Below are 24596 nucleotides of genomic sequence, written 5' to 3'. Positions count from 1 at the left end.
CTTTAATTTTTAATTATGTGCTATGCACAAAGTTGGTAATGAGTTTGTCGGTTGACAACCAACCACTCAACATTATTTACCAGTTTTACCTTCTTTACGGCGAACATATTCACCAACGTAACGGATACCCTTACCTTTATAAGGTTCTGGTGAACGAAGGCTACGTACATAAGCAGCTGTTTGACCAACTACTTCTTTTGAAATTCCGTGAACAACGATTGTTGTTGGGTTTGGTAGTTCAAAAGTAATTCCTTCTGGAGCTTCAACTTCGTCTGGATGAGATTTACCAACAGCCAAAACAAGTTTAGATCCTTGAAGTTGTGCACGGTATCCAACCCCGCGCATTTCAAGTTCTTTCTTAAATCCTTCAGATACTCCAACAACCATGTTGTGCAAAAGAGCACGAGTTGTTCCATGGATTGTTTTCATTTCTTTTGTATCGTTTGGACGGTGAAGCGTTACTTCAGTTCCTTCCACACGGATATCGATATCTTTTGAGAACGTACGAGTAAGTTCTCCTTTAGGTCCTTTTACAGTTACAACGTTATCCTTGTTAGTGATTTCAACACCAGCAGGCAACGGAATAACTTTATTACCAATACGTGACATGTTTTTATTCTCCTGTTAAATTGTCAGGCCGCAAGCGACCAGTTTTCACGGGGTTTAAATCTTTTTGATTTAAAAGTTAATGTTTAGGTCTCAATTTCTAAGTAAATCAAGGCATTGTCTCGTAGACATAACTTTGAGTTAGGCAAGAGACAATAACGAAGAGGCACAACGAAATTGGGAGCTAAATATTACCAAACGTAAGCGATAACCTCTCCACCAACGTTCTTTTGGCGTGCTTCTTTATCAGTAAGCAAACCTTCAGAAGTTGAAAGGATAGCAATTCCAAGACCGTTAAGTACTTTTGGAAGATCTTCACGTTTTTTGTAAACACGAAGTCCTGGTTTAGAAACACGTTTCAAGTTAGTGATAACTCGTTCACCGTTAGTTCCGTATTTAAGGAATACACGGATGATGCCTTGTTTGTCATCTTCGATGATTTCTACGTTCTTAACAAAACCTTCGCGTTTAAGGATTTCAGCAATCCCTTTTTTGATGTTTGATGCAGGTACTTCAAGTACTTCGTGTTTTGCTTGGTTAGCGTTACGAATACGAGTTAGGAAGTCTGCGATTGGGTCAGTCATAACCATTTTATTTTTCTCCTCTTACTAGTAGTTTGCAAGTTGCACTTGCTAGTTAATGATTGAGCTAGGCTCAGATAGTGTTGACACATTCAAACGAGATTATTCTCATTTGAACACGAGCTACAACCTGTGCAAAAAAGATAGATTTGTTTTGGAGCATCGCTCCTGTACCAAATCTCCTATTTTTGCTGGGGTTGTTACGCTCTTTGTATCATAATATTACCAAGATGCTTTTGTTACACCAGGGATTTGACCTTTGTATGCCAATTCACGGAAGCAAACACGGCAAAGTTTAAACTTGCGGTAAACTGAGTGTGGACGTCCACAACGTTCACAGCGAGTGTATGCTTGAGTAGAGAACTTCGCTGGGCGTTTGTTCTTAGCAATCATAGATTTTTTAGCCATTAGTTATACCTCCTATATTATTTTGCAAAAGGCATTCCAAGGCCTGTAAGCAATGCACGTGACTCTTCGTCAGTGTTAGCAGTAGTTACGATAACGATGTCAAGACCACGAGTTTTGTCAACGTCATCAAAGTTGATTTCTGGGAAAATCAATTGTTCCTTCACACCAAGTGTGTAGTTTCCGCGTCCGTCAAATGATTTTGTTGGAACACCATGGAAGTCACGCACACGTGGAAGTGAAACTGAAACCAATTTATCCAAGAATTCATACATACGTTCACCACGAAGGGTAACTTTTGCACCGATCGCAACACCTTCACGAAGACGGAAGCCGGCGATTGATTTTTTAGCTTTAGTGATAAGTGGTTTTTGACCTGAGATAAGTGCCAATTCTTCAGCAGCTTTTTCAAGGCTTTTAGCGTTTGATACAGCTTCACCAACACCCATGTTCAAAACGATCTTATCTACTTTAGGCACAGCCATCACTGATGAGTAGTTAAATTGTTCTGTCAAAGCAGGAACTACTTCATTAAGATATTTTTCTTTTAAACGATTTGCCATTATACTTCTCCTTTCCTTCGTGATTAATCAAGCACTTCGCCTGATTTTTTGTTGTAGCGAACTTTTTTACCGTCTACAAATTTGTAACCAACACGACCAGCTACACCATTTTTGTCCAAAACTTGAACGTTTGATACGTGGATAGCTGCTTCCTTCTCGATGATACCACCTTGAGGAAGTTCGTTAGTTGGACGTTGATGTTTCTTAACGATGTTAACACCTTCAACGATAACTTTGTTTACTTTTGGAAGGGCAGTAAGGACAACAGCTTCTGTTCCCTTATCTTTACCAGCGATTACGCGAACTTTGTCGCCTTTTTTTACAAACATTTATTTCTCCTTTTATTCTTACGCCCAAAGGGCACCCTGGCTAAGCCAGGGGACTGTGTTTGTTTTATTGATTAAAGTACTTCTGGAGCAAGTGACACGATCTTCATGAAGCCACCTTCACGCAATTCACGTGCAACAGGGCCAAAGATACGTGTTCCGCGAGGAGTTTTGTCGTCACGGATGATAACTGCTGCATTTTCGTCAAATTTGATGTAAGAACCATCAGCACGACGAGCACCTGATTTAGTACGAACGATAACTGCTTTAACAACGTCACCTTTTTTAACCGCACCACCAGGAGTAGCTTGTTTTACAGATGCCACAATAACATCACCGATGTTCGCGAATTTACGTTTAGAACCACCAAGAACTTTGATAGTCAAAATTTCACGTGCACCGCTATTGTCTGCGACTTTCAAACGAGTTTCTGTTTGAATCATTTCAGTTTTCTCCTTTCAGGTTTGATTAGATGATAACCGCTTCTTCAACAACTTCTACAAGACGGAAACGTTTTGTAGCTGAAAGCGGACGAGTTTCCATGATACGTACAATATCGCCTTCTTTGGCAACATTGTTTTCATCATGCGCTTTGTATTTTTTTGAGTAGTTAATACGTTTACCATAGACTGGGTGGTTACGTTTTGTTTCAACTACAACTGTGATTGTCTTGTCCATTTTGTCAGATACAACACGTCCAACAAGAACTTTACGATTATTGCGTTCCATTGAAATTCTCCTTCCCTAGTCTATTATTTCGCTTCAGATTGAACTGTTTTGATACGAGCGATTTGTTTTTTAACTTCTTTCAAGCGAGCTGTTTGTTCTAATTGACCAGTAGCAGCTTGGAAACGAAGTTCAAACAATTCTTTTTTCAATTCGTTTTCGCGCTTCGCGAGTTCTTCTTGAGAAAGACCACGAAGTTCTTTAACAAATTCTTTTACTTCATTAAGTTTCATGCCTTCTCCTTATTCTGCTTCACGTTTTACGAATTTACATTTAACTGGCAATTTGTGGCTTGCAAGACGAAGCGCTTCGCGAGCGATCTCTTCAGATACACCAGCAACTTCAAACATTACTTTACCACGTTTAACTGGTGCTACCCAACCTTCAGGTGCCCCTTTACCAGATCCCATACGAACCCCGATAGCTTTAGCTGTGTATGATTTGTGTGGGAAGATTTTAATCCAAACTTTACCACCACGTTTCATGTAACGAGTCATGGCGATACGAGCAGCTTCGATTTGGCGGTTAGTGATCCAGTGGCTAGTAGTAGCTTGAAGACCGTATTCACCGAATGCTACTTCTTTTCCACCTTTAGCTTCACCGCGCATTTTACCACGGAATTCACGACGGTGTTTAACACGTTTAGGTACTAACATTGGTTATTTACCTCCTTTAGTGTTTTTACGAGCTGGAAGAACTTCACCACGGTAGATCCATACTTTAACACCAAGTTTACCGTATGTAGTATCTGCTTCTTCCCAAGCGTAATCGATATCTGCGCGAAGTGTGTGAAGTGGAACTGTACCTTCAGAGTATCCTTCTGCACGGGCGATATCTGCACCGTTCAAACGACCTGATACTTGAGTTTTAATTCCTTTAGCTCCAGCACGCATAGCACGTTGGATTGCTTGTTTTTGTGCACGACGGAAAGCAACACGTTGCTCCAATTGACGAGCAATTCCTTCACCAACAAGGTGAGCATCCAAATCAGGTTGTTTGATTTCGATGATGTTGATGTGCACTTGTTTTCCAGTCAATTTGTTAAGTTTAGCACGAAGTGCATCAACGTTAGCACCACCTTTACCGATAACCATACCTGGTTTAGCAGTGTGAAGTGAAACGTTAACTTTGTTTACTGCGCGTTCGATTTCAATAGTTGAAACTGCTGCGTCAGCAAGTTCTTTTTGAACGAATTTACGGATTGCAAGATCTTCATGAAGGTAATCCGCGTATTCTTTTTCAGCATACCATTTGGCATCCCAATCACGGATGATGCCGACACGCATACCAATTGGATGTACTTTTTGACCCACGATTTTACCTCCTTATTTTTCTGCAACAGCTACAGTGATGTGAGCTGTACGTTTGTTGATTGGTGAAGCTGAACCTTTCGCACGTGGACGGAAACGTTTCATAGTTGGTCCTTCGTTTGCGAATGCTTCAGATACTACCAAGTTAGCTTTATCCAAACCAAAGTTGTTTTCAGCGTTAGCTACAGCTGAGTTCAAAACTTTCAAGATGATTTCAGCAGCTTTGTTTGGAGTGAATGTCAAAATTGCGATTGCATCGGCTACGCTTTTACCACGGATATTGTCAAGAACAAGACGTGATTTACGAGGTGAAACACGTACTGTGCGAGCCATTGCTTTAGCTGAAGTAATTTCTGCCATTTATGTTCTCCTTATTTTCTACGTGTCTTCTTGTCGTCTGCGGCGTGACCTTTGTAAGTACGAGTTGGTGCAAATTCACCAAGCTTGTGACCTACCATGTCTTCTTGGATGTAAACAGGTACGTGTTTACGTCCATCATAAACTGCGATAGTGTAACCAATGAAACTTGGGAAAATCGTTGAACGACGTGACCAAGTTTTGATAACTTTTTTCTTTTCGTCGTTAGCTTGAGCTTCAACTTTTTTCATCAAATGCTCATCGACGAAAGGTCCTTTTTTAAGACTGCGTCCCATTTTAATATTTTCTCCTTTAAATATAGTACCACAGCGGCTTGCGCTCACGAGGAGCGCTACCGAGCTGGCGGATTATCTAGCACTTAAGCGACTAGTTTAAAATTATTTCTCGTTGCGACGACGAACGATAAGTTTGTCAGATTTCGCTTTCTTGTTACGAGTTTTAAGACCAAGAGCAGGTTTGCCCCATGGAGTTGATGGTGCTTTACGACCAACTGGTGCTTTACCTTCACCACCACCGTGTGGGTGATCGTTAGGGTTCATTACAGAACCACGAACTGTTGGGCGGATACCTTTCCAACGGCTACGTCCTGCTTTACCAAGGTTTACAAGTCCATGTTGTTCGTTTCCGACAACACCGACTGTTGCACGACAAGTTCCAAGAATCATACGAACTTCACCTGATTGAAGACGAACAAGAACGTATTTGCCTTCTTGACCCAATACTTGAGCAGAAGCTCCAGCAGCACGTACCAATTCTCCACCACGACCTGGTTTCAATTCGATGTTGTGGATCAAAGTACCAACTGGGATGTTAGCAAGCGGAAGAGCGTTTCCGACTTTGATATCTGCTTCAGGACCTGAAACGATACGTTGACCAACTTCAAGACCTTTTGGAGCGATGATGTAAGCTTTCACACCGTCAGTGTAGTGTACAAGAGCGATGTTTGCAGAACGGTTTGGATCGTACTCGATAGTTTTAACAACTGCTTCAACGTTGTCTTTGTTACGTTTGAAGTCAACCAAACGGTAGAAACGTTTGTGTCCACCACCTTGGTGACGAACAGTGATACGACCGTTGTTGTTACGACCAGCCTTGTTCTTCAAAGCAACAAGCAAAGTTTTTTCTGGTGTGCTTGTTGTGATTTCAGCGAAATCCAAAGAAGTCATATTACGGCGACCGTTTGTTGTTGGTTTATAAACACGAATTCCCACGATATTTCCTCCTTAGATTATTCAGCTTCAGCAGCAAACAACTCGATTGCTTTTGAATCAGCTGTAAGAGTGATGATAGCTTTTTTAGTTTTGTTAGTAAAACCAGTGTAACGTCCAACACGTTTAGCTTTAGGTTTTACGTTGATTGTGTTAACATTTGCAACTTTAACACCTTCAAAAGCAGCTTCAACAGCTTGCTTAATCAAAAGTTTGTGTGCGCGAGTGTCAACTTCAAATACATATTTTCCTGCTTCAAGTTGAGCCATTGAGCTTTCAGTGATAACAGGTTTTTTGATAACATCATACAAATTCATTATGCAAGAACCTCCTCGATTTTAGAGATAGCTGCTTGAGTAACAAGAAGTTTGTCACTATTTGCGATGTCAAGAACACTTGCAGTTGTAGCAGTCGCAACTTTCACATTTGGAAGGTTACGAGCTGAAAGAGCTGCGAATTCATTTCCTTCTTCAAGAATAACAAGGACTTTAGAATCGATGCTCAAAGCTGCAAGAACTTTTGCAAATTCAGCAGTTTTTGGAGCTGTAAATTCAAGAGAATCAACGGCTACAAATTTGTTTTCAGCAACTTTTTCTGAATAAACAGACTTAAGTGCAAGGCGACGAACTTTTTGAGGAAGTTTGTACGCATAGCTACGTGGAGTTGGTCCGAAGACGATTCCACCACCACGCCATTGTGGAGAGCGGATAGATCCTTGACGAGCACGTCCAGTTCCTTTTTGACGCCATGGTTTGCGTCCGCCACCTGAAACAGCAGAGCGGTTTTTAACTGCGTGAGTTCCTTGACGAAGGCTAGCACGTTGGCTAACGATGACATCAAACACAACTGATTCATTTGGTTCGATACCAAAGATTGCATCGTTAAGAACAACTTCGCCCGCTTGTTTACCAGTTTGGTCGAATAATGTTACATTTGCCATTTTGACTGTATTCCCCTTTCCTTATTATTTACCAGCTTTAACTGCTGACTTGATAGTGATAAGAGATTTCTTAGCACCTGGTACGTTACCTTTGATAAGGATAACGTTCTTTTCTGGAACAACTTGTACAACTTCAAGGTTTTGAATGGTTACACGATCGCCACCCATACGTCCTGCAAGGTTTTTACCTTTGAATACGCGGTTAGGTGCAACAGGTCCCATAGAACCTGGACGACGGTGGTAACGAGAACCGTGAGCCATAGGTCCACGTGATTGTCCGTGGCGTTTGATAACACCTTGGAAACCTTTACCTTTAGAAGTACCAGTTACGTCAACAACATCTCCAGCTGCGAAAGTTTCAACTGTGATTTCAGCACCAACTTCCAAGCCTTCAACGTTTTTGAATTCACGAATGAAGCGCTTAGGAGCCGTGTTAGCTTTTGCTACATGTCCTTTAGCAGGTTTGTTGCTCAATACTTCGCGTTTGTCATCGAAACCAACTTGGATAGCGTTGTAACCATCTGTTTCAACAGTTTTAACTTGAAGAACAACGTTTGGAGTTGCTTCGATAACTGTTACAGGGATCAATTCGCCAGCTTCAGTGAAGATTTGAGTCATTCCCACTTTTTTCCCTAAGATTCCTTTTGTCATGAGAAAATAGTTCCTTTTCTATATTTTTTATTCAAAAAGTTTTTAACGAGCGTTTTTCATGCTCAAGGTATCAAGCTTTAAATTAAAGTTTGATTTCTACGTTTACACCACTTGGAAGATCCAATTTCATCAAGGCATCAACTGTTTTTTGAGTTGGGTTAACGATATCGATCAAACGTTTGTGTGTACGCATTTCGAATTGTTCGCGAGAATCTTTATATTTATGAGTCGCACGAATGATTGTGTAGAGGCTACGTTCAGTTGGAAGTGGGATTGGACCCGCAACTTGTGCACCTGTACGAGTAGCTGATTCTACGATTTTTGCAGCCGCTGTGTCAAGTGTACGGTGTTCGTATGCTTTCAAACGGATACGGATTTTTTTGTTTGCCATCTTTTTCTCCTTTTCGTCTATTTAAGATAATAGGCTAGCTCCACAAGAAAACCGACGCGCGTTGCGTGGCAATGCAACCGAGCGTGTCGCAACCTCTTGCATCAAAGCTATAGCTGTTTTTACAGCACCATAATAGAATAACACAAACCCCTCGCGAATGCAAGGGGTTTGTAGCTGTTTTTTAAAATTTTTAGTATGAAAATGTTTTCGTATATTCCTGATCTAAAAAAGACAACCTATTCTCAATTTTTACATATCTTTTACTATTAAATTGTCTTTCTCTATTTGAAACTGATTTTGAGATTGATTAATTAACACATCCGCTTCTTTTTCTGTTTCTTGATAATATCGGCGATATTGTCCGCGTCGGATTTGATGAGTTTCACGAACAAACGAGGCCTCTCTTTTTCTCACAGTAGTGTCCCGAGCTAGACGACGTTCCAACTCAGTTTCATCATCCGTATAAAAACAAATGGTTAAATCAAATAAACGTTTAGGTAAATATGCAACGGACATTCCTTCTACAATCAACGTTGATTTCGAACCCGATAACACTTCACTTGCTTTCCACGGCTCTTCAATCGTCAATAAGTCCATGCCATTTTGTAGTGCTAGAATATCTCTTTCTAAACTTGCTAGTTCATGAGCTACAGGTAGGCAAGCCGTCACCTTCTGTTCTGTTGCTTCTTTCGGCACCACCAAATGTCTATAAGAGGTAATGTATGGATCTGTTTCTAACAGATTGACACTTTGCGGATCCAAAGCTTGGTACAGCTCTTTAGCAAAATAAGACTTTCCCGAAGCTCCATGCCCATAGATTCCAACCGTTTTTACTCTTCCTGATTCTATTTCTGATACTAGTCTTTCTATTAGCTCTTTTTTCTTCATTCTCTCTTCACCTGCTCATAGTTTTGCTTCCCATCGTTAAGCTTGTCCCAAATAACTACTTTTCCACTTTGTAGAGATTTTTGCACATCGATAATCCGCTGATTAGAAGAACCTCGGAACTGGAGCATGAGATTACGCTTGCTTTTGTCATACCGACCATCGACTAGGATATCAATCAGCGACAAGAGCTCCAGTTTATCAGGGGTTTCTAACATCATTTCTTCCCAAGTGTAGCCCGTCCAAGACCAGATATCTTTTTCTGGCAACTCTTTTCGAATACGTTTTACAAGGGGCAAAAGGATACCTGTATTTAGGAATGGTTCTCCTCCTAGCAAAGTCAATCCTTGAACATAGGGCTGGGCTAAGTCTGCCATGATTTGTTCTTCTAACTCTGGGGTATAAGGTATGCCTGCATTAAAGGACCAGGTTGCTACATTGTAACAACCTTCACAGTGAAACATGCAACCTGATACATAGAGAGAGTTGCGCACCCCTTCTCCATCCACAAAGTTAAAAGCCTTGTAATCGATGATGCGTCCTTTACTGAGCTCTTCACTCTTCCACTCGCCTGGTTTTGGTGTATTCCATGTCATACTTTTACCCCAACTCTATCCAATAACGCTCCGTTCCATTTCGAACATCCTCCAACTCTCCACCATTACCTAAGATAACCTCTCGACTGGCAGGATTTTCCGTACTACAAGTCACAAGCGCTCGTTTGATATTCTTTCCCTTAGCAACTTGTAGACCTTGTCGGAGGGACTCTTTGGCGTAGCCCTTGTCTCTTTAAGACGGGCGGATGGAATAGCCAATATGGCCCGCATGATTCAGCAACCCCTCATTCAGTCTCAACCGTAAATTTAAAAAACCTAAAGCATGACCTGATTCATCAAACAATACGAACTGAATTGATGGAACGCGATTTTCAGGCAAGTTTATTCCCATTTCTTTATTCAGGTTAGTTTCTAGCCAATTCTCGTAAGAAAAACCCTCAGCATCCCAAAAGCCGCCATCGTGGGCTGATTGGCTCTTTTCAAACTCTGCCATCATCTCTAAAACTGTTTCTTTATCTGCCAATCTTGGTCTGCGTAATTCCATATTCTCCTCCCCGCTATAAGAAAAGCGAGAGGCAACTCTCACTTTTTCTTATTTTTGTTTAAAAACTGTTCTCTAAGATTGAGCAAGCGTTCTTTTTTGCCCGTCCCACCTTTAGAATGTTTTTCATGATAACGAGTTACTTGAGCTCGTCCCTTATCGTCTAATTGATATTTTCCCATAATTCCTTTTCTTAGTTATACTTTATGACCAGGTGTCTTAATCGTTGAACCGTTCATGTGTTTCACACGCGCAGCAATTTCCTTATGACGCCCATTAACCATCGGACGAGCTTGTGGATTCCCAAGATAACCACAGGTCCGTTTAACAACATCTACTGTTTTAGGATCATTATTCCCACAGTTAGGGCAAGCAAATCCTCTCTCTGTCGGCTCAAAATCTCCTTCAAAATCACACTTGTAACAGCGGTCAATTGGAGTATTGGTTCCGAGATAACCTACACGGTCATAAGCATAATCCCAAACAGCTTCCAAGGCCTTTGGATTTTGCTGAAGAACTGGGTACTCACAGTAGTGAATAAAACCACCTGATGCACCCGCTTCTGGATAAACCTTCTCGAAGTCCAATTTTTCAAAAGGAGTTGGATTTTTACGGACATCATAATGGAAACTATTCGTATAATATTCCTTATCAGTTATGTCCGGAACCTTTCCAAATTTTTCCGTATCCAGGCGACAGAAACGGTCGGTCAGACTTTCAGACGGCGTTGAATAAATAGAGAAGTGATAGCCATATTGGTCTGACCACTCTTCTACTCGATGTTTCATGTCTCGAATGATATCAAGGGTGAATTCTTTAGCTTCAGGATTGGTTTCCCAATTGTTGCCAAAGAATACTGTCGCCACCTCATAGAGCCCAATATAACCAAGCGAAACAGTCGCACGACGATTCTTAAAGAGTTGGTCAACACTTTCTTCCTTCCCAAGGCGATGACCAAAAGCTCCATATTGATAGAGGATAGGCGCATTAGCTGGAGTTGCCTCTTTCGTACGTTCCACTCGATAAACAAGTGCATCTTCAGCAATATTCATTCGTTCATTAAAGATTTCCCAGAACTTATTCATATCGCCTTCAGATTCAAGGGCAATACGTGGAAGATTGACCGTTACAACACCTAAGTTCATACGGCCTGAATTAACTTCTACCCCGTTTTCATCCTTCCATCCTTGAAGGAAAGAACGGCATCCCATTGGAACCTTGAAAGAACCTGTCAGCTCGACAATTTTGTCGTAAGACAAGACATCTGGATACATCCGCTTGGTAGCGCACTCTAAAGCCAACTGCTTAATATCGTAGTTTGGAGTTCCTTCTTCTAAGTTTAATCCTCTTTTAAGGGTGAAGATTAGTTTAGGAAAGATAGCTGTACGGTGTTCTGAGCCAAGCCCTTTAATTCGAATATTCAAAATTGCCTTTTGAATTTCACGTTCAAAACGACTGGTTCCTAGACCAAAGCCAAGTGATGTAAAGGGTGTTTGACCATTTGATGTGAAGAGGGTATTAATCTCATACTCTAAGGATTGCATGGCATCATAGATGTCTTTCTTTGTCTTTTTCCATGCATAATCTTCACGTTTTTCTGGCAACACCCATTCCTCTGCATCTTTGAGGTGTTTTTGATAATTTTTTTCTGCATAAGGTGCCAGAACTTCATCGATGCGGTCAGCCGAGCAACCACCATATTGGCTGGAAGCAACATTTGCAATGATTTGTGAAATCTGTGCTGTTGCAGTTTGGATAGACTTAGGACTCTCTACCTCGGCATTTCCAATCTTGAAACCATTAGCAAGCATACCTTTGAAATCAATCAAACAACAGTTTGTCATCGGTGTGTAAGGGCTGTAGTCCAAATCGTGATAGTGGATGTCTCCTTTTTGATGAGCATTGGCTACATGCTTAGGCAACATTTGCAAACCGATTGACTTTCCTACAATCCCTGCTGTCAAGTCTCGCTGGGTATTAAAGACATCACTATCTTTATTGGCGTTTTCATTGACAACGGACTGATCTTTATCGAGAAGTTTATGAATGCTAAAGTTGATATCTGTCGCTTTTGAGCGCTCAAAATCCCTTTGAGTCCGATAAGTGATATACTCCTCAGCCAAGGCATACTCTTTAGCTTCCAACAACTCATGTTCTACGATGTTTTGGATTTCATAGATTTTTACACCTTGTGGGAAACGGCTATGAATCTCATCAACGATACGTTCAACCAGGGCACTAAGGCGCTTTTCGACCAAGGGAGTTACATCCATAACCTTTTCAGCAGCCTTATGGAGTGCTTTATCAATCTTGTCTACATCAAAAATGACACGTCTGCCATCACGCTTTTCAACGAATAAAGTTGGAGCAGGGACAGCCTTCTCTTCCAGTACAATCATATCCACACCCTTTTCTTAAATATAATATTGATTCTAAAAAGTATTATATCACTAAAAAAATAAAAATCAATATCTTGTGTAAGAAAATAAAAATTTTATTTTCTTACACAAGATATTGATAGTTTTTATTTTAGTTTGTAGAGTTTGAAATCTTTAAATTCACCTTGAACAGCTTGGTAATTTTCTGCTAAAAGCTGTTCAACTTCTGTCCATAGGGGTGTTTTTGTATTTACGACAATCATCTTTGGTTGATTATCTCGCAGATCATTTACAAGTTTGGTCCGATTTGCATCAAGTCCTGTATGCAATCTAGGTGAAAGCAACTGACTAGCCGCTAAGCGTTCACTAGCCTTATAACTGCCTGTAAGATTGTCCCAGACATAGATACGATCTGTAGCCTGTGTTTCGCCTTTAATCTTAGCTTCAATGCTTGTACGTTCTTGATATTGCTCTGCATGAAGCACATAGCGTGAGACTATAGGAGCTAAAAATAGGTAAACTAGGGCCAAAATTGGTAAATAGGCATTTCCTTTTACAAAAGTTCCCCATACTGATGTTTCTTCTCTGCGTCTTCTACGACGATTGGCTCCTTCTGGTTTCTCTGTACGAATTCGCGTTATTAGAAGAAGCGACAAGAAAGGTAGTAATTCAACCATACGGCTACCATGGATGAGATCTGTAGAAAAAATTTCTAGACCTAACGCTAAAACGACCGCTATTGCAGCAAACACTGATAAAACTGACTGCTTTAATGGTTTCGATTGGAAAAGGCCTATAAATGCCAGCGTCAAGGCTCCAAGAGCAATTGCCAACAATCCATAGAAGAGAAGGTTATCTAATAAACTTGGGTTAGATACAAAATTCAAACTATCTATTGGGTAGAGGATTTGACTAATCGCATTTCCGAAACTTCCCTTATAAACCGTATAGTAACCAATCGGATAAAAGAAAATTGAAAAACCAAGGCCCGCTGCAAAGAATTGATAAAGACCATGAGTTAAGTTGTTACGGCCAACATTAAAAGATGTTACAGCAAAAAATAAAACAAATGCAAACAAGATTGTAACTAAAGGTGCAAAGAAAAATGCTATAGCCAAGACAATTCCAATGAGGATGAAACCTTTATCATGATCTGGTTCTGCCAAATAGGCAGTCACTAAACTGAGGGCATAGAACAAGAATGGGAGGGCAAGAATAGTTGCATAGCCACCACCAAAGCTAAGAGCACTAGCCAGGACATAAAAGACCGTCAACACTTGTTGCGATTGCTGATTTTGTTCCGTCAGATTGTAAGCCGAACGAAAAAGAAAGAATCCTGCACCCATTAGAGCTAACCAATTAAAGGCTGCAAATAAAATACTACCCTTGGTTAGATACTGTAGAAAGTAATAGAGGAGACCACTAGTTCCAAAATAATCTGCGTAGATATCTCCGCTCTGATGCATAGCCCAGCCAATATAAGAATCCTGAGCCTGTTCTGGGCTTAGTAAGCCTAACAAAAAGGGTAGAACCACGGATACAAGCACTACTAACGTACTCAAAATTAGGATTTTTAAAAACGGTAAGTGGGCGGGTTGACGAGTTTCAATTTCTAGTTGCTCCTCGTTTTCCACTAGAATCTCCTGACTTTCCGCCAAATATGGATTCGATTCGTCTTCTAATCTACCATATACGTTCATTCATTCTCTCCTGTCGTTTAATTTGTTCTAGTATATCAAAAAGTCTAGTTCTTGTCAGCCTGTGGCGAACGCTTACGCAATTTTTCAGACAAAGAAACAAAACGTTCAACCTCATAAAAACGATGATAAGGAGACTTCTTATAATGGTCTAAAAAGGCTTTTTCTTCTACAGTTAACATCGTCATCCCTCCTTTTCTCTTCATTCGAAAAAAAGAGGAAAAATCTAAAAAACTGAATTCCCTAAAAGAGAATTCAGTGAGATGCAATTAGTCAGCATTTTTTTCTTGATTCTTAGAAATACTTCGATTTTTACCTTCCAGATACACCATAAGAATGGAAATATCTGCTGGATTTACCCCTGAAATCCGACTAGCTTGACCAATCGTTTCTGGATTGATGAGCTTGAACTTCTGGCGAGCTTCTGTTGCAATCGAGTCAATATCATCCCAATCGATGTTGGCTGGAATGCGTTTTTCTTCCATCCGTTTCATCTTGGCAACTTGATCCATGGCTTTTGAAATATAACCTTCGTACTTGATTTCTGTCTCAATCAATTCGATAATCTTGTCATCCAAATCCTCAGCAGCAGGTCCGATGAAGGCCACCACATCTTGGTAAGAAACTTCTGGACGACGAAGAAACTCCTTGGCAGTCACCGCATCTGTCAATGGTTTGAAGCCCATTGCAGCAACTTTCTCATTCGTTTCCTTTACAGGTTTTAACTTAATGCTTTCCAAGCGCTTCATTTCATTTTCAAATTGATTTTTCTTGATTTCAAAGCGCGTCCAGCGTTCATCGTCAACAAGGCCAATCTCACGTCCCATCTCTGTCAAGCGCATGTCCGCATTGTCATGACGGAGAATAAGACGGTATTCAGCACGACTAGTCAAGAGACGGTAAGGTTCAACAGTTCCCTTGGTTACCAAGTCATCAATCATGACCCCAATGTAACCATCACTTCGCTTCAAAATCAACTCAGGTTTCCCTTGGATTTTCAAAGCCGCATTAATTCCAGCGATAATCCCTTGGCCTGCTGCTTCTTCGTAACCAGACGTTCCGTTGGTCTGACCAGCTGTGAAAAGTCCTGAGATTTTCTTGGTTTCAAGTGTCGCTCGCAATTGATGAGGCAAGACCATATCATACTCGATTGCATAACCGGTACGCATCATCTCAGCATTTTCCAAGCCTTTGATAGAATGGACTAAATCACGTTGTACATCTTCAGGAAGACTCGTTGACAAGCCTTGCACGTAAACCTCTTCAGTATCTCGGCCTTCAGGCTCAAGGAAGAGTTGGTGACGTTCTTTGTCCGCAAAACGCACAATCTTGTCTTCAATAGATGGGCAATAGCGAGGACCTACTCCCTTTACAACCCCTGTAAACATCGGCGCACGGTAAAGATTATTTTGAATAATTTCATGGCTATGACCATTCGTATAGGTCAACCAACACGGCACTTGATCTTTTAGATAGTCTTCATCACGTGATGTGTAGGAGAAGTGGTTTGGTGTTTCATCTCCTGGCTGAATCTCTGTTTCGTCATAGTTGATAGAAGAAGCTTTGACACGAGGGGGTGTCCCTGTCTTGAAACGCCCAATTTCTAGGCCTAACTCTTTGAGATTATCTGCTAAATTAACAGATGCTAGACTGTGATTCGGACCTGACGAATACTTGAGATCCCCGATGATAATTTCTCCACGAAGGGCAGTCCCCGTGGTTACGATAACGGCCTTTGCACCGTATTCTTGATGAGTCGCTGTCCGAACACCGAAAACCTTGCCATCTTCTACCAAAATCTCGTCAATCATAGTTTGACGGAAAGTCAGATTTTCTTGATTTTCAACTGTTTTGCGCATTTCTTTAGAGTAGAGTTCCTTGTCAGCTTGCGCACGAAGGGCACGTACCGCAGGACCTTTACCAGTGTTGAGCATTTTCATTTGGATATAGGTCTTGTCTATGTTCTTAGCCATTTCGCCACCAAGTGCGTCTACTTCACGGACAACAATCCCCTTAGCAGAACCACCAATTGATGGATTACAAGGCATAAAGGCCAACATCTCGATATTAATGGTCGCAAGTAATACCTTACAGCCCATACGACTAGCAGCAAGTGAAGCCTCAACTCCCGCATGCCCAGCACCAATGACAATGATATCGTATTCTTCAATAAAATGATAAGCCATTTTTCTCTCCTATTCTTCAAGATGAATGTGTTGTAATTGGCCGTCCCATTCTGGTAAGGCTGTTTTTAAAAAGTCTGGTTTCAGGTCAACAGTCTGCAAATCATCTAAAGCAATCCAACGGCAAGGTAATCGCTTTGCATCTTCCTGCATCGTCAATGGAGCTCTTTCTAACAAATCAACCAAATAATGAAACTCAATATTATGATAGTGGACACCTGCTTGTTCAAAGCGATTTTCTACAATGAAAGCTAACTGAACAGCTTTAGATGCGACACCAAGTTCTTCTTTTACTTCTCGAGCCACAGCATCTTCAGTAGCTTCATCCACTTGAATGGCACCACCAATTGTATAAAAACCATCCCCATCTTCTACGACTAACAAGCGATTGTCTTTTACAATCAAAGCGGTCGCTCTCACACCGAAAACAGTATTTCCCACTTTTGTCCGAAAATCTTGTTGAATCATTTTTATCCTTTCCTTTAAACGACACAAAAACAGTCAAAACTCTGAGAAGTGCAGGACAAAAAAGCCTGCAACATCCATGAGCTTTGACCATCATTTCTATTGCTTTTATTATTGTAGCAGATTGAGAAAATTTGTCAATCTAAATGTACTGACAAACTTTACCATCACGGTAGGCATTATCAATCAAACCACCACCGAGACACTCTTCACCATCGTAAAAGACAACTGCCTGCCCTGGCGTGATAGCGCGTTGCGGTTCCGCAAAAATAACTTCCGCCTTATCTCCTTTGACATGAACAGTCACCTTGGAGTCAGGCTGGCGGTAGCGAAATTTAGCTATGCATTCTAAAGTAAATTCCTCTGGCATGTCACGAGTAAAGTGAACCTGACTGGCTTCTAAGCTAGTTGACATGAGCGCTTCATGGTAGAAACCTTGACCTACATACAGGATATTTTTGCTCAGGTCTTTCCCAACAACGAACCAAGGGGCATTGTCACCACCGTGTTGACCCCCAATACCAAGTCCTCCACGCTGACCAATTGTATAATACATAAGACCTGCATGTTCGCCCATATCGCGACCATCCACAGTCATCATGCGACCAGGTTGGGCTGGTAGGTAGTTACCGAGAAATTCTTTAAAGTTCTTTTCTCCGATAAAACAAATTCCTGTCGAATCTTTCTTCTTAGCAGTCGCAAGTCCTGCTTCTTCAGCTATTTTACGTACTTCAGGTTTTTCCAAATGTCCCAAAGGGAACATGGTTTTTTGGAGTTGTTCTTGTGAAAGTTGGCTGAGGAAATAGGTCTGGTCCTTGCCATTGTCCACACCACGAAGCATGTGAACGATGCCATCCTCATCACGCGCCACTCTAGCATAGTGCCCAGTCGCTACATAATCGGCTCCCAAGGTCATAGCATAGTCCAAAAAGGCCTTGAACTTGATTTCCTTATTACACATAACATCTGGATTTGGCGTGCGTCCTGCACGGTATTCCGCTAGGAAATACTCAAAAACGCGGTCCCAGTACTCTTTTTCAAAATTGACAGAGTAGTAAGGAATACCAATCTGATCTGCCACTGCAGCCACATCCTTGTAATCTTCGGTCGCCGTACAGACGCCGTTTTCATCTGTGTCATCCCAGTTTTTCATGAAGATTCCAATCACATCATAGCCCTGCTCCTTAAGTAAGAGAGCTGTCACTGACGAATCGACACCACCACTCATCCCCACGACAACACGTGTTTTAGAGTTATCACTCATGGTAAGTCTCCCATCTATTCGTTTATTCATACCCTTCAAAATTCTATTTATTATGACTTTCAATAGAATTTCTTTGAGTATAGTCTTTTCGTTTGCTTTTAGGACTAGGCAACGAGTCGCAGGCATAACTCGAGTTAGGTAAGACGAGTTAACAAAGTAATAAAAGATAAACGAAATGACTAGTTCACGATTGAAGGTCGTGTGTGCTTCACGATTGAAGGTCGCTTGAGCAGTATTCATTATAACATGCTTGGTGGGAGAAGACAAGAAAGTAGAAGACTTCTTTTAGATGGCGCAAAAAAAGTCGAGGAAATTCCTCGACTTTTGCATCTTATTTTATTCGTTAGTTCTTAGTACCAACCATTTGCAAGCCAGAAATCCTTGGCTGCAGACCATGATCCATAACGTCCTGCAACGTAAGCGTCTGCGACACGCTCTTGGTTTGCAGCTGAATAATCACCGTTCAAGTATGAATCTGTTAATTGGTAACGTCCAATGTATTGTCCGTTTGTTGCTGTATAGCTACCGCCTGATTCTTTTTGAGCAATCCATTCTTTAGCTTCTGCTTCAGATCCACTTACTGTTGCAGCAGGTGCTGGAGCGCTCTGCTCCACTACTGGTGCAGAAGTCTCTTCTACTGGTGCAGAAGTCTCTTCTACGACTGCTGGTGCTGCAACTGCAGTTTCAGTTGTTGCCGCTGTCTCAGCTGGAGCTGGAGTTACTGAAGTTGAAGCTTCAGTTGTAGCAGGTGCTTCACCATCGATAACCAATACTTGGTCAACATAGATGAGGTGAACATTTTTAATATTGTTTAATTTAGCCAATTTTTCAACTGTTGTATTGTGAGTTTCAGCAATCTCTGAAAGAGTATCCCCAGCTTTAACTGTGTAAGTTTTTGTTTCTTGTGCAAAAGCTAATGATGGTGCAAGGAAAGCAAGTACTACTGCAAATCCTGCAAATTTAGTTTTAATGTTTAATTTCATTTAAAAAAGTTCTCCTTTTCTCTTATATTACCATGATACCTTTCTAATGTTACTATTTGTTAACGAATTTATGTAGAAATGTTACAGAACTGTGTTTTATTTGCCCTTAAAAGCCATTTTTTGTCACAAAAGCCCCTGATTTACACTATTTAAAGTAGGAAAAAGATATTTTATGACAGATTCAAGCCAAGGAAAGTAATCTTTGCTATAATAGAAGTAAGAATCTTTTTAAGGGGAAACAGATGCAATCACTTCGTTTTCAATCTGTCTTTGATATCATTGGCCCTGTAATGATTGGGCCATCTAGTAGTCACACGGCAGGAGCTGTTCGTATCGGTAAAATCGTCTCTTCCATTTTTGATGACACTCCAACCGAAGTTGAATTTCAGCTTTTTAATTCTTTTGCAAAAACCTATCGAGGGCACGGAACCGACCTTGCTCTCGTAGCTGGTATTTTAGGAATGGATACTGATGATCCTGAAATTCCAAATAGTTTAGAAATCGCCCACAAACGTGGTATTAAAATCGTTTGGACTATCCAAAAGGACAGTAATGTTCCCCATCCAAACACCACTAAAATAACTATGAAGAATGAGAAAAAGACTATCAGTGTTACTGGAATTTCAATCGGCGGTGGTAATATTCAAGTGACAGAATTAAATGGCTTTGCCGTATCTCTCAACATGAATACTCCTACCATTATCATCGTTCATCAGGATGTACCTGGTATGATTGCTCATGTGACAGAGGCCTTATCTCGCTTTGACATTAACATCGCCCAAATGAATGTAACTCGTGAAAAAGCTGGTGAGAAAGCCATCATGATTATCGAAGTTGATAGTCGTAACTGTGAAGAATCTATCGAAGAAATTCGTAAAATTCCTCATCTACACAATGTCAATTTCTTTAAATAGGAGAAAATATGTTTTACTCTATCAAAGAATTAGTCCAACAAGCCGATCTAGACTTTCAAGGAAATGTGGCTGAGCTCATGATTAGGACTGAGTTTGAGCTAACTGGTCGTGAACGTGAAGAAGTTCTCCTCCTCATGGAGCGCAATCTTGAAGTCATGAAATCCTCTGTTAAGCTCGGGCTTAGTGAAAAGAAATCTCGTAGCGGTTTGACAGGTGGTGACGCAGCCAAGCTCGACCACTACATCAAAAAGGGAAAGACGCTATCAGACTTCACTGTCTTGTCTGCAGCCCGTAACGCCATCGCCGTTAACGAGCACAATGCCAAGATGGGACTGGTCTGTGCAACACCTACTGCAGGTAGTGCCGGTTGCCTCCCTGCGGTTCTCACAGCAGCTATCCAAAAGCTCAATCTAACTCATGAACAACAACTAGATTTTCTCTTTGCTGCTGGGGCTTTTGGTCTCGTCATTGCTAATAACGCTTCTATCTCTGGAGCTGAAGGAGGCTGCCAAGCCGAAGTTGGATCTGCCTCTGCCATGAGCGCTGCTGCCCTAACTTTAGCTGCAGGTGGAACTCCCTACCAAGCGAGCCAGGCCATCGCCTTCGTTATCAAAAATATGCTCGGTCTTATCTGTGACCCCGTTGCAGGTTTGGTTGAAGTTCCTTGTGTTAAACGTAATGCCATGGGGGCAAGTTTCGCTTTCATCGCAGCTGATATGGCCTTAGCTGGTATCGAATCAAAAATCCCGGTTGATGAAGTCATTGATGCCATGTACCAAGTAGGATCTAGCCTTCCAACTGCCTTTCGTGAAACTGCCGAGGGGGGTCTCGCTGCTACACCAACAGGTCGTCGCCTTCAAAGAGAAATCTTTGGCGAATAATTTCATCATTATCAGGAGAACCAATGTCATCTCTATCAGCTATCTTTTTTGATTTAGATGGGACTCTTGTGGATAGCTCAATCGGTATTCACAATGGTTTCACCTATACTTTTGAACAACTTGGAGTCCCTAGCCCCGATGCAAAAACCATTCGTAGTTTTATGGGACCTCCCTTGGAAACCAGTTTTTCTAGTTGTCTCCCAGCGAATCAAATCGAACTGGCTATACAGCTTTATCGCTCCTACTATAAGGAAAAGGGTATGTACGAAGCCCAGCTCTTTCCACAAATCAAAGATCTGCTCACTGAACTAGCTCAACAATATCCAGTCTATATCACGACAACTAAAAACACACCAACCGCAGTCCATATGACTAGCAATTTTGGAATTGACCACTTCTTTGATGGAATCCATGGTTCAAGTCCTCAAGCCCTGCACAAGGCAGATGTTATCCGTCAAGCTTTGACAGCTCATAATCTAGCCCCAGAAAATGTGGTTATCGTCGGAGATACAAAATATGATATGATTGGCGCCCAAGAAACTGGTATTAAAAAACTAGCGGTTACTTGGGGATTCGGTGATGTGGAAGATCTCATGACCTATCAACCTGACTGGGTTGCTCATCAGCCAACAGACATTTTACGTCAACTACAATAAAAGACTTAAACAAAAGCACTCCAATTAAATTGGAGTGCTTTTTTAGCTTGTTGATCATAAAATACAAGAAGTCCAAACCAGATTCACGTGTAAAATTAGAATCCCTTAGTCCTTATCTGATTCTTCGAACGGTGTCACCTCGATGACTTCTTCAACATTGACTGCTTGAGGTTCACTATAGTTTACCACTTCAGTTTCTTTTGTCGGCATAGCATGTAAAATCAAAAGGACAATCCTTCCCATTGGGGCGAAGCGAAGGAAGATAAAGGCCCAGTGGAATCCAGCATCACGCAAACGACGAACTGACAAAGCTAGAGTTGGCACTAAAATTGGTAGGTAGAAAACTGCATAAATAATGGTAAACATGAAAGTAGCTTCGCTTGCTGAATGGCTCGCTGAATACAGCACGGCACTAAGATATAATATTATCAATAAAGGAATAGAAATTACGAAGTTTCCTAGCCAAACCCACCAGTAATCTGGCCGCGTTGAACGTCCTGTGAACTCTGCATAATTCTTAAAAAAATTCTTATATGCGTTAATCATGAGATTCTCCCAATTTTTATTTTCACCAATATAACTAACTATTCAGTTATAGAACACTCCCAAATCTAGTAAGAGACTTGGGAGTGTTAGTAAATTATCCAACAAGACTCAAGAAACCCGATTCAAGATTGAATTTTCTTCGTTCCTGTATCTTTCTTCAGAAAGTTAAACTTATCGTTAGTCCTTTGTTGGCATAGCTAGAAGCACCAAAAGAGCGATACTTCCAACAAACGGAACAAAACCAACGAAAATAAGGGCCCAATGGAAACCAGCGTCACGCAGGCGACGAACTGTCAATGCAAGTCCAGGCAAGAAAAGTGCCAAACCAAAAATGAGATAAACAAATCCGGTTAAGCCAAAAGTCATAATAGCAGCTTCGCTATGTGGATTTGCTATTACACTAGCGTATGCCATGTAGAAAGGAATAGAAAGAATGATGTTTGCCAACCAAATCCACCAGTAATCTGGGCGTGTTGAACGTCCAGAGAAATCTACATAACCTTTAAAGAAATTTTTAATTGCGTTAATCATAAAATACTCCTATTTTCTTTTATTGTTATATTTTATCATAAGTATCGATACCTGACAAGGAAGCGCCTGATTCACGGAAGCTCACTCTAAGTTTTAAAAAAAGATACTATCTGCTCCTTCCCTAAAAGAAGTCGCGGATAATATCTTATCTATTTTAGTCAACATGTGTTGTTTCATTAGCAAAAGCTATGATTGCTCTCTTCAATTCAGAACCCTGCAAGGTACGAAACTCTTCAATTTTCTGGCTGATCATCTCTAGAGGCATCACATTTACTTTACCAACAAAGATTTTGTCCATTACTTGATTATCAACTAATTCAGTTGATACAAGCAACTCTTCGTATAGTTTTTCACCTGGGCGAATACCTACTTCTACGATTGGAATTTCATTTTCAGTATGACCACTGAGTAGAACCATTTTCTTAGCCAAATCGTAAATGCGTACAGGTTTACCCATATCAAGGATAAAGACTTCACCATCCTTGGCATAAGCTCCCGCATGAATCACCAAACGACTAGCTTCTGGAATGGTCATAAAGTAACGAGTCATTCGGAAATCTGTTACCGTTACAGGACCACCTTCAGCAATCTGACGTTCAAAGACAGGAATCACACTACCTCGACTACCGAGAACATTACCAAAACGCACCGCACAGTAGGTTGATTGGCTACGTTGGTTAAAGCCTGTAACAATCAACTCAGCCACACGTTTAGTTGCTCCCATCACATTTGGTGGATTAACGGCCTTATCTGTCGAAATCATGACCATTTTTGGTACTCTTGCAGCATCAACCGCTCTAGCGACATTATAAGTTCCAAGGATATTATTCTTAAAGGCTTCTTTGGGATTGCGTTCCATCATTGGAACATGTTTATGGGCTGCAGCATGATACACAATAGCTGGTTCGTATTGTTCGAAAACTTGAAGCAAACGATCGTAATCTTGAATATCGGCGATGACAGGCACAAAATCAATCTCCTGGAATTTACGAATCAATTCATGGTAAATCAGATAAATGGAGTTTTCTCCATGACCGAGCAAAATGACACGTTCAGGATTAAAGCGACTGACTTGGCGACAAATTTCAGATCCAATTGAACCTCCAGCACCAGTCACGAGTATTGTCTTACCAGTGATTTCAGAACCCAGATGCGATTCATCAAGTCGAATCTCTTTACGTCCTAAAAGGTCCGTAATATCAATTTTCTGGAAACCACCTGCTTGAGGCTGGATGCCTTGCACAACTGACTCAATCATCGGCATCTTATAGCATTTCAAGCCGGTATGATTACACATTTGTAGGATTCGTTCATATTCAGATGGATCTAAAGACGGAATCGCAACGACAACTTTTTCAACTCTATAACGCTTGGCCAATTCTGGTAGATCATTATAAGAACCTAAAACTGGGATTTTCCCAAGTTTTTGTCCCTTTTTCTTTTCATCATTATCTAGAATCCCAACCAATTCAAGGTCACTAGTAGGATGTTGGTAGCTGTTCATGAAGAGCGCACCACCATCACCAGCACCAATCAAGAAGGTACGTCGGTGTTCTCCTTCTCCATTTCCCTTTTTACGTCTTGAGTAAATCAACTGCCAAGTGATACGAGGAAATAGAATCAAGAAGGTTGTTAATAGGATAAAGAGTACGATAAAGCGAACAGAAAAGAGTGGTAAGAAAGCATAGCAAATAATATAAGATAAAATACTACTGATGGTCACTCCGAAGAAAATCTTCATGAAATCTGTAATCTTGCTGTATCGACTAATACTAGCATTAAGCCCCCAGAATCCAATCATAATCTGGTAGAAAAGAAATGTCAGACCTGTGTAAATAACATAATCTGCTGGGGTTGGATTAATCAACCCATAAAATAGAATATAGGAAACAATAATTGAGGAAACCATGCTGGCTATATCAAAAAATCCCCAAAAAATTTGTTTTTGTTGTTTATTTAATACTTCAACCAGATCAATTACATAATCTGTCATTTTTTTATTCATGTGAATGGTATCCTCCTACACAGAG

General features: G+C 40.9%; 33 protein-coding genes and 1 pseudogene. 3 read left to right on the top strand and 31 right to left on the bottom strand.

From position 1 onward, the window contains the following. Positions 1-72 precede the first annotated feature (72 nt). The 28 genes and pseudogenes from rplF to apf form a co-directional block, all read right to left on the bottom strand. Positions 73-609 (bottom strand): 50S ribosomal protein L6, encoded by a 537-nt coding sequence (gene rplF, locus HMPREF9180_RS02215; RefSeq protein ID WP_006144712.1) that lies wholly within the window; start codon positions 607-609, stop codon positions 73-75. A 188-nt stretch (positions 610-797) separates the two neighbouring features. Further along, positions 798-1196: a 30S ribosomal protein S8 gene (gene rpsH, locus HMPREF9180_RS02210; RefSeq protein WP_006144711.1), complete on the bottom strand. Its 399-nt coding sequence runs from the start codon at positions 1194-1196 to the stop codon at positions 798-800. A 213-nt stretch (positions 1197-1409) separates the two neighbouring features. Next, entirely contained in the window at positions 1410-1595 is a 186-nt protein-coding gene (locus tag HMPREF9180_RS02205) for a type Z 30S ribosomal protein S14 (protein ID WP_001085699.1), read from the bottom strand. A gap of 17 nt (positions 1596-1612) precedes the next feature. Next, positions 1613-2155 carry a 50S ribosomal protein L5 gene (rplE, locus tag HMPREF9180_RS02200; protein ID WP_000013542.1) on the bottom strand — a complete coding sequence of 181 codons (543 nt, stop codon included), beginning with the start codon at positions 2153-2155 and terminating at the stop codon, positions 1613-1615. Positions 2156-2178: 23 nt separating this feature from the next. Next, entirely contained in the window at positions 2179-2484 is a 306-nt protein-coding gene (gene rplX / locus HMPREF9180_RS02195; protein WP_000497691.1) for a 50S ribosomal protein L24, read from the bottom strand. Between the two features lie 71 nt (positions 2485-2555). Continuing rightward, positions 2556-2924, bottom strand: a complete 369-nt coding sequence (gene rplN / locus HMPREF9180_RS02190; RefSeq protein WP_000616547.1) for a 50S ribosomal protein L14 — start codon at positions 2922-2924, stop codon at positions 2556-2558. Positions 2925-2949: 25 nt separating this feature from the next. Continuing rightward, positions 2950-3210, bottom strand: a complete 261-nt coding sequence (gene rpsQ, locus HMPREF9180_RS02185) for a 30S ribosomal protein S17 (RefSeq protein ID WP_000440801.1) — start codon at positions 3208-3210, stop codon at positions 2950-2952. A 23-nt stretch (positions 3211-3233) separates the two neighbouring features. After that, positions 3234-3440 carry a 50S ribosomal protein L29 gene (rpmC, locus tag HMPREF9180_RS02180; RefSeq protein WP_000772918.1) on the bottom strand — a complete coding sequence of 69 codons (207 nt, stop codon included), beginning with the start codon at positions 3438-3440 and terminating at the stop codon, positions 3234-3236. 9 nt (positions 3441-3449) lie between these two features. Further along, positions 3450-3863 (bottom strand): 50S ribosomal protein L16, encoded by a 414-nt coding sequence (gene rplP, locus HMPREF9180_RS02175; protein WP_000960948.1) that lies wholly within the window; start codon positions 3861-3863, stop codon positions 3450-3452. A gap of 3 nt (positions 3864-3866) precedes the next feature. Then, on the bottom strand, positions 3867-4520 hold the full coding sequence (rpsC, locus tag HMPREF9180_RS02170) for a 30S ribosomal protein S3 (RefSeq protein ID WP_000529936.1): 654 nt from the start codon (positions 4518-4520) through the stop codon (positions 3867-3869). Positions 4521-4532: 12 nt separating this feature from the next. Then, a complete protein-coding gene (gene rplV, locus HMPREF9180_RS02165; protein ID WP_000818137.1) occupies positions 4533-4877 on the bottom strand; it encodes a 50S ribosomal protein L22 in 345 nt (114 codons plus the stop codon). 11 nt (positions 4878-4888) lie between these two features. Next, entirely contained in the window at positions 4889-5170 is a 282-nt protein-coding gene (gene rpsS / locus HMPREF9180_RS02160) for a 30S ribosomal protein S19 (protein ID WP_000533766.1), read from the bottom strand. A gap of 102 nt (positions 5171-5272) precedes the next feature. Further along, complete coding sequence (rplB, locus tag HMPREF9180_RS02155; protein ID WP_006144707.1) at positions 5273-6106, bottom strand: 50S ribosomal protein L2; 834 nt, start codon at positions 6104-6106, stop codon at positions 5273-5275. Between the two features lie 17 nt (positions 6107-6123). Further along, positions 6124-6420: a 50S ribosomal protein L23 gene (locus HMPREF9180_RS02150; protein WP_001055347.1), complete on the bottom strand. Its 297-nt coding sequence runs from the start codon at positions 6418-6420 to the stop codon at positions 6124-6126. Further along, positions 6420-7043 (bottom strand): 50S ribosomal protein L4, encoded by a 624-nt coding sequence (rplD, locus tag HMPREF9180_RS02145; protein WP_006144704.1) that lies wholly within the window; start codon positions 7041-7043, stop codon positions 6420-6422. The genes HMPREF9180_RS02150 and rplD overlap by 1 nt, the downstream gene beginning before the upstream one ends. A gap of 24 nt (positions 7044-7067) precedes the next feature. Further along, positions 7068-7694: a 50S ribosomal protein L3 gene (rplC, locus tag HMPREF9180_RS02140; RefSeq protein ID WP_000160197.1), complete on the bottom strand. Its 627-nt coding sequence runs from the start codon at positions 7692-7694 to the stop codon at positions 7068-7070. 82 nt (positions 7695-7776) lie between these two features. After that, entirely contained in the window at positions 7777-8085 is a 309-nt protein-coding gene (gene rpsJ, locus HMPREF9180_RS02135) for a 30S ribosomal protein S10 (protein ID WP_001284513.1), read from the bottom strand. 249 nt (positions 8086-8334) lie between these two features. Beyond that, positions 8335-8973 carry a uridine kinase family protein gene (locus HMPREF9180_RS02130; protein WP_006144661.1) on the bottom strand — a complete coding sequence of 213 codons (639 nt, stop codon included), beginning with the start codon at positions 8971-8973 and terminating at the stop codon, positions 8335-8337. Further along, positions 8970-9566, bottom strand: a complete 597-nt coding sequence (nrdG, locus tag HMPREF9180_RS02125) for an anaerobic ribonucleoside-triphosphate reductase activating protein (RefSeq protein WP_006144660.1) — start codon at positions 9564-9566, stop codon at positions 8970-8972. Before nrdG ends, HMPREF9180_RS02130 begins: the two co-directional genes overlap by 4 nt. Before the next feature lie 4 nt (positions 9567-9570). After that, positions 9571-10071, bottom strand: a pseudogene (locus HMPREF9180_RS09970) (GNAT family N-acetyltransferase). Positions 10072-10109: 38 nt separating this feature from the next. After that, complete coding sequence (locus HMPREF9180_RS10255) at positions 10110-10250, bottom strand: hypothetical protein (RefSeq protein WP_000521625.1); 141 nt, start codon at positions 10248-10250, stop codon at positions 10110-10112. 15 nt (positions 10251-10265) lie between these two features. Further along, complete coding sequence (gene nrdD / locus HMPREF9180_RS02115; protein WP_006144658.1) at positions 10266-12467, bottom strand: anaerobic ribonucleoside-triphosphate reductase; 2202 nt, start codon at positions 12465-12467, stop codon at positions 10266-10268. A gap of 125 nt (positions 12468-12592) precedes the next feature. After that, a complete protein-coding gene (locus tag HMPREF9180_RS02110) occupies positions 12593-14146 on the bottom strand; it encodes a hypothetical protein (RefSeq protein WP_006144657.1) in 1554 nt (517 codons plus the stop codon). Positions 14147-14190: 44 nt separating this feature from the next. After that, entirely contained in the window at positions 14191-14325 is a 135-nt protein-coding gene (locus HMPREF9180_RS10475; protein ID WP_257364500.1) for a hypothetical protein, read from the bottom strand. 87 nt (positions 14326-14412) lie between these two features. Beyond that, positions 14413-16329 carry a tRNA uridine-5-carboxymethylaminomethyl(34) synthesis enzyme MnmG gene (mnmG, locus tag HMPREF9180_RS02105; protein WP_006144655.1) on the bottom strand — a complete coding sequence of 639 codons (1917 nt, stop codon included), beginning with the start codon at positions 16327-16329 and terminating at the stop codon, positions 14413-14415. Positions 16330-16338: 9 nt separating this feature from the next. Further along, complete coding sequence (locus HMPREF9180_RS02100; RefSeq protein ID WP_006144654.1) at positions 16339-16794, bottom strand: NUDIX hydrolase; 456 nt, start codon at positions 16792-16794, stop codon at positions 16339-16341. A gap of 139 nt (positions 16795-16933) precedes the next feature. Then, positions 16934-18055: a tRNA 2-thiouridine(34) synthase MnmA gene (mnmA, locus tag HMPREF9180_RS02095; protein ID WP_025168559.1), complete on the bottom strand. Its 1122-nt coding sequence runs from the start codon at positions 18053-18055 to the stop codon at positions 16934-16936. Between the two features lie 350 nt (positions 18056-18405). Beyond that, positions 18406-19038 (bottom strand): aggregation-promoting factor, encoded by a 633-nt coding sequence (apf, locus tag HMPREF9180_RS02090; protein WP_006144652.1) that lies wholly within the window; start codon positions 19036-19038, stop codon positions 18406-18408. 242 nt (positions 19039-19280) lie between these two features. On the opposite strand from apf, the gene sdaAB reads away from it, so the two are divergent. Genes sdaAB through HMPREF9180_RS02075 form a run of 3 tightly spaced genes read left to right on the top strand, consistent with a single transcriptional unit; the run spans position 19281 to position 21489 of the window. Further along, entirely contained in the window at positions 19281-19952 is a 672-nt protein-coding gene (gene sdaAB / locus HMPREF9180_RS02085) for an L-serine ammonia-lyase, iron-sulfur-dependent subunit beta (RefSeq protein WP_006144651.1), read from the top strand. Between the two features lie 8 nt (positions 19953-19960). Further along, entirely contained in the window at positions 19961-20833 is an 873-nt protein-coding gene (sdaAA, locus tag HMPREF9180_RS02080; RefSeq protein WP_006144650.1) for an L-serine ammonia-lyase, iron-sulfur-dependent, subunit alpha, read from the top strand. Positions 20834-20856: 23 nt separating this feature from the next. Then, positions 20857-21489, top strand: coding sequence for an HAD-IA family hydrolase (locus HMPREF9180_RS02075; RefSeq protein WP_006144649.1), 633 nt, complete (start codon positions 20857-20859; stop codon positions 21487-21489). 105 nt (positions 21490-21594) lie between these two features. Here HMPREF9180_RS02075 and HMPREF9180_RS02070 read toward each other — a convergent pair whose 3' ends face one another. From HMPREF9180_RS02070 to HMPREF9180_RS02060, 3 genes are all read right to left on the bottom strand, one after another. Then, complete coding sequence (locus HMPREF9180_RS02070; RefSeq protein WP_006144648.1) at positions 21595-22035, bottom strand: DUF805 domain-containing protein; 441 nt, start codon at positions 22033-22035, stop codon at positions 21595-21597. A 177-nt stretch (positions 22036-22212) separates the two neighbouring features. Further along, the gene (locus HMPREF9180_RS02065) at positions 22213-22566 is read right to left on the bottom strand and encodes a DUF805 domain-containing protein (RefSeq protein ID WP_006144647.1); all 354 of its coding nucleotides are present in this window, start codon (positions 22564-22566) and stop codon (positions 22213-22215) included. A gap of 154 nt (positions 22567-22720) precedes the next feature. Next, on the bottom strand, positions 22721-24571 hold the full coding sequence (locus tag HMPREF9180_RS02060; protein ID WP_006144646.1) for a polysaccharide biosynthesis protein: 1851 nt from the start codon (positions 24569-24571) through the stop codon (positions 22721-22723). Positions 24572-24596: the final 25 nt, after the last annotated feature.

This window comes from Streptococcus peroris ATCC 700780 (assembly GCF_000187585.1).
Classification (GTDB): Bacteria; Bacillota; Bacilli; order Lactobacillales; family Streptococcaceae; genus Streptococcus; species Streptococcus peroris.
This window is presented reverse-complemented; position numbering and strand designations above follow the sequence as displayed.

Coding starts and splice junctions, on each gene's coding strand:
- sdaAA (WP_006144650.1), top strand. CDS start 19,961: ATGTTTTACTCTATCAAAGAATTAGTCCAACAAGCCGATCTAGACTTT.
- rplC (WP_000160197.1), bottom strand. CDS start 7,694: ATGACAAAAGGAATCTTAGGGAAAAAAGTGGGAATGACTCAAATCTTC.
- HMPREF9180_RS10475 (WP_257364500.1), bottom strand. CDS start 14,325: ATGTTAACTGTAGAAGAAAAAGCCTTTTTAGACCATTATAAGAAGTCT.
- apf (WP_006144652.1), bottom strand. CDS start 19,038: ATGAAATTAAACATTAAAACTAAATTTGCAGGATTTGCAGTAGTACTT.
- HMPREF9180_RS02150 (WP_001055347.1), bottom strand. CDS start 6,420: ATGAATTTGTATGATGTTATCAAAAAACCTGTTATCACTGAAAGCTCA.
- HMPREF9180_RS02110 (WP_006144657.1), bottom strand. CDS start 14,146: ATGAACGTATATGGTAGATTAGAAGACGAATCGAATCCATATTTGGCG.
- rplF (WP_006144712.1), bottom strand. CDS start 609: ATGTCACGTATTGGTAATAAAGTTATTCCGTTGCCTGCTGGTGTTGAA.
- rplX (WP_000497691.1), bottom strand. CDS start 2,484: ATGTTTGTAAAAAAAGGCGACAAAGTTCGCGTAATCGCTGGTAAAGAT.
- HMPREF9180_RS02130 (WP_006144661.1), bottom strand. CDS start 8,973: ATGAAGAAAAAAGAGCTAATAGAAAGACTAGTATCAGAAATAGAATCA.
- HMPREF9180_RS10255 (WP_000521625.1), bottom strand. CDS start 10,250: ATGGGAAAATATCAATTAGACGATAAGGGACGAGCTCAAGTAACTCGT.
- HMPREF9180_RS02100 (WP_006144654.1), bottom strand. CDS start 16,794: ATGATTCAACAAGATTTTCGGACAAAAGTGGGAAATACTGTTTTCGGT.
- rpmC (WP_000772918.1), bottom strand. CDS start 3,440: ATGAAACTTAATGAAGTAAAAGAATTTGTTAAAGAACTTCGTGGTCTT.
- rplN (WP_000616547.1), bottom strand. CDS start 2,924: ATGATTCAAACAGAAACTCGTTTGAAAGTCGCAGACAATAGCGGTGCA.
- rpsQ (WP_000440801.1), bottom strand. CDS start 3,210: ATGGAACGCAATAATCGTAAAGTTCTTGTTGGACGTGTTGTATCTGAC.
- rpsS (WP_000533766.1), bottom strand. CDS start 5,170: ATGGGACGCAGTCTTAAAAAAGGACCTTTCGTCGATGAGCATTTGATG.
- HMPREF9180_RS02205 (WP_001085699.1), bottom strand. CDS start 1,595: ATGGCTAAAAAATCTATGATTGCTAAGAACAAACGCCCAGCGAAGTTC.
- rpsJ (WP_001284513.1), bottom strand. CDS start 8,085: ATGGCAAACAAAAAAATCCGTATCCGTTTGAAAGCATACGAACACCGT.
- rplE (WP_000013542.1), bottom strand. CDS start 2,155: ATGGCAAATCGTTTAAAAGAAAAATATCTTAATGAAGTAGTTCCTGCT.
- mnmA (WP_025168559.1), bottom strand. CDS start 18,055: ATGAGTGATAACTCTAAAACACGTGTTGTCGTGGGGATGAGTGGTGGT.
- mnmG (WP_006144655.1), bottom strand. CDS start 16,329: ATGGCTTATCATTTTATTGAAGAATACGATATCATTGTCATTGGTGCT.
- rplD (WP_006144704.1), bottom strand. CDS start 7,043: ATGGCAAATGTAACATTATTCGACCAAACTGGTAAACAAGCGGGCGAA.
- rplP (WP_000960948.1), bottom strand. CDS start 3,863: ATGTTAGTACCTAAACGTGTTAAACACCGTCGTGAATTCCGTGGTAAA.
- rpsH (WP_006144711.1), bottom strand. CDS start 1,196: ATGGTTATGACTGACCCAATCGCAGACTTCCTAACTCGTATTCGTAAC.
- nrdD (WP_006144658.1), bottom strand. CDS start 12,467: ATGATTGTACTGGAAGAGAAGGCTGTCCCTGCTCCAACTTTATTCGTT.
- rplV (WP_000818137.1), bottom strand. CDS start 4,877: ATGGCAGAAATTACTTCAGCTAAAGCAATGGCTCGCACAGTACGTGTT.
- HMPREF9180_RS02065 (WP_006144647.1), bottom strand. CDS start 22,566: ATGATTAACGCAATTAAAAATTTCTTTAAAGGTTATGTAGATTTCTCT.
- HMPREF9180_RS02070 (WP_006144648.1), bottom strand. CDS start 22,035: ATGATTAACGCATATAAGAATTTTTTTAAGAATTATGCAGAGTTCACA.
- HMPREF9180_RS02060 (WP_006144646.1), bottom strand. CDS start 24,571: ATGAATAAAAAAATGACAGATTATGTAATTGATCTGGTTGAAGTATTA.
- HMPREF9180_RS02075 (WP_006144649.1), top strand. CDS start 20,857: ATGTCATCTCTATCAGCTATCTTTTTTGATTTAGATGGGACTCTTGTG.
- nrdG (WP_006144660.1), bottom strand. CDS start 9,566: ATGACATGGAATACACCAAAACCAGGCGAGTGGAAGAGTGAAGAGCTC.
- sdaAB (WP_006144651.1), top strand. CDS start 19,281: ATGCAATCACTTCGTTTTCAATCTGTCTTTGATATCATTGGCCCTGTA.